General features: G+C 24.4%; 4 protein-coding genes. 2 read left to right on the forward strand and 2 right to left on the reverse strand.

Annotated features, from left to right (window positions below; all coding sequences use genetic code 11):
• Positions 1-567: 567 nt before the first annotated feature.
• Positions 568-1,038: a MarR family winged helix-turn-helix transcriptional regulator gene (locus J7G74_RS00245; protein WP_297130205.1), complete on the reverse strand. Its 471-nt coding sequence runs from the start codon at positions 1,036-1,038 to the stop codon at positions 568-570.
• 207 nt (positions 1,039-1,245) lie between these two features.
• On the opposite strand from J7G74_RS00245, the gene J7G74_RS00250 reads away from it, so the two are divergent.
• Positions 1,246-1,497: an NADH-quinone oxidoreductase subunit I gene (locus tag J7G74_RS00250; RefSeq protein ID WP_297130208.1), complete on the forward strand. Its 252-nt coding sequence runs from the start codon at positions 1,246-1,248 to the stop codon at positions 1,495-1,497.
• 672 nt (positions 1,498-2,169) lie between these two features.
• On the opposite strand, the gene J7G74_RS00255 is transcribed toward J7G74_RS00250, so the two are convergent.
• A complete protein-coding gene (locus tag J7G74_RS00255) occupies positions 2,170-2,697 on the reverse strand; it encodes a DUF4839 domain-containing protein (protein ID WP_297130210.1) in 528 nt (175 codons plus the stop codon).
• A gap of 415 nt (positions 2,698-3,112) precedes the next feature.
• On the opposite strand from J7G74_RS00255, the gene J7G74_RS00260 reads away from it, so the two are divergent.
• Positions 3,113-3,399 (forward strand): VOC family protein (locus J7G74_RS00260; RefSeq protein WP_297130212.1); only part of this gene is annotated, 287 nt, incomplete at its 3' end.

Raw genomic sequence — 3,399 nt, forward strand, 5'->3', positions numbered from 1 at the left:
CTAATAAAATAGATATTTTTTAAATAGGAAAGAAATTACTAATCTCTTATTTTGCAATATATTAAAATTATACCCATCAATCAATATACATAACTTTTCTTTAAATATAAAAAATGTCATTGATACAATAAAAAATAATCACACCATTAAATACCTATTTATCTATGTAATATCACTAAAAAACAAAGAGTTTTGTCTCCTAAAATCAAATTACATATTAAGAAAATTCCATCTATACTGGTGCCTTAGTTGAAATTGTGTCTAGGTATATAACATAGTAAGACGATATAAAACAAGAGTATTTTGCCTTTTTTATATAAAAGTTTTAAAATGAGAATATTTTGTAATTCACTAGAATTATTTATGCCAATTAACTAGTTATTGAAAACAACCTATCTCATTGATGTTAATAGGAATTGTGATATTTAATATTGGATTAGTAGATATGTTTATAGAGAAAAAATACAAATAGATAAACATAAGATAAAGAGCATTAACTATTAATGCTCTTTGTTAAAATTGTTTGATTTAAGTTAATTTTTATTTAGTCATTATTAAAGTTAATATCTATTCACTTAGAAAGTTTTGAATATCCTTTATAAACTTTAGTATTGTCTCTTTTTCTTGTTCAGTATATTTATTAACTCTATTAATAAGTTTTCTATTTCTTTCTTCATGCTTATCATTATGTATTTCATTGATCATTTCACCTAAAGGTGTTAATTTATAGAAAATTTTCTTTTTATTTACATCATCTTTATAAGATGTAATAAGTTCTTTTTTTATTAAACTAGATATAACTTTAGAAACACCACCTCTAGTCATTCCTATTTTCTCAGAAATTTTAATTCCATTAATTTCTTCTTCATTTCCAATACATGAGATTACATGCAGTTCTGTAATTGAAATATCCTTTAAATCACAATTTTTCTTAATTATTTCATTCAAAATTCTCTCGTTAACTAAATTTTTTCTTTCTTCAGATTTTACAAATAAAGTATCTATTTCAGATATAATTTCTTTATCTATTCTATTCAAATTTACATCCTCCTAATGTTTATAGTTATTTTAATAACTTTATTATTTTGGGTAAATACAATTTAGATAGTTCATAAAATAATGTTGACAAGGAAACATTATTTTAGTAATATAATATTGTTTCCTAGGAAACATTATAATTATAACACAAAATTGTTTCTAGGAAAACTTAATTATATACATCATTTAATATAGGAGAACTTAAATATGGCAAATTTCAAAAGAAAAATAGCACAAATTAAATTATTAAGAAAAATATTTGAGTCTAGAGGACAAATATCATATAACTGCGATAAATGTACTCATTGTACTTTATGCGAAAAGACATGTCCTGTTAATGCAATAACTGTTTCTAGAAAAGATAAAAATTGGACTATTGATAATAATGTTTGTGTTCGTTGTACACATTGTGTTGCTAAATGTCCAACAAAAGCTCTTTCTTTAAAAAAAAATATATAAATACTAAAAAATAAAGCAACTTATTATTACTCTCTAATTTTAATTGCTTTATTTTTTATAATACTGTTCTTATAAAGTTCGTTCTTATTTAGAAAACTGTTAATTATTACTTATTCTAAATAATTAATTATCGATATATGTATAATTTTTTTAATTTTAGATTACTAATCTCTTAATTTGAATTATGTTAATATTGTAAAGTAGTTATTATATTAATTTAATTAGTTTTTTCATCCACCAATCCATCAAAAGAAATAGCATTGTTGCCTCCCGCTTGCATATACCACCATTCTATGAAATGTGGATATGACTTTTTACAACACTCTCTAAGCTCAGTGTATTCTAGTTCTAAAAAATTATTTATATTATATATTTCATCAATAGCTACACATATTTTACCAAGATTAATATTATTATATTTTTCTTCTATAACGTTGTTAAACCATAGCTTCCACTGTGATTTTAGCTTGTAAATATAATAAAATTTAGCAACTCATCTGTAGATGTTCTAATAGACCAAGATTCATTAGTATCTCTATTTATCATTTTTTAAATTCCTTTATCTTTATCAATATGTTCTAATTCCTTTCATCATTACATTTATGAGAGTAATTCTAGAATTATTAATATGGCTAAAATTCATTTTTTTAATGAGTAATGAACACCCAATATCTATCTACTTTCTATTCTTATAGGATTTATAACTAAATAACATCTATCCATATCAAATTCAACTATCTTAGCTTTTACTTTAACATTAGTACCATTATCTGTTATACCATATTCTAGCCCCCTTTCATCCCCATATGCAATATCTTTAACCTTCATGTAAGGACCTGTAATGTTAGTTTCACTATAATCTCCGTAAGTTACCAATAGTTCATATCTAGTATTGTAGCCCTCTCTCAATTGTATAATATCAATAGAACCATCAAACTCTATTTCTCTTCCTTGTATACTGTTGAAATATTTTTCATACTCTTCATCAGGGAGTGAAGTTGTCATATAGTTTTTGAAATCCTTATCTTCTATTGTTAATATCTTTTCCTCAATGGGTTCTTCTACTACTTCTTTTTCCTCTTTTATAGTTTCTTCAACTTTTTCTGGTACTTCCTGAGATGTTTTAACCTCTTCTGAACTACATCCTATCATTAATCCAGCTAGTACTCCACAAACTATTAAGCTTATTATTGTATTCATTTTCTTTCTCCCCTTTGAATATAAATTATTTTTTATTTCTAACTAAAAATTTTATTAATAACCAAACTAGCCAAAATCCACATGTAATACAAGTCATAAGTATGTAAAATAAGCATCTAAAGAACATACTATTACACCTGCTATTTTCTTCAATAATTATTATTCTCTTGTTAATCATATTAGTACATTTTTTGAATATCTTTTCCTAAGTGACCACAATCAAGTATCCATACTAACCATTGATCTTTGTATCTCACTTTATATCTTATTACAAAACTGATAATATGAAGTATGTTATTGAAAAATCAAGATAAGTATTTGCCATATAATGTCCTATGAAATCTCTCATATGCTTTAATATCTAGGTTTTAAAATGTATAATATAATTAAATATAAAGATTTTTAGGAGGTACATATGAAATTCCAGTGGACTACTATACAAGTAACAAATCTAGATAATAGCTTAAAGTTTTATAAAGATTTGCTAGGAATGAAAATAGCTAAAGTTATTGAAGGTGGAAATCACCAAATAGTCATGCTTGGTGAAGATGATGATGCTAAAATCGAGCTAATACCTATCTCAACTGCATCTAGGGAAAACTTAGGTAATGGTGTTTCTATCGGTATTGCTTTTAAACAACTAGATGATTTAGTTGAAAAAATAAAATCAAAAAATATACCTGTTGTAGGTCCAATAACTCC

This window comes from Terrisporobacter sp. (assembly GCF_017888745.1).
Taxonomy (GTDB): domain Bacteria; phylum Bacillota; class Clostridia; order Peptostreptococcales; family Peptostreptococcaceae; genus Terrisporobacter.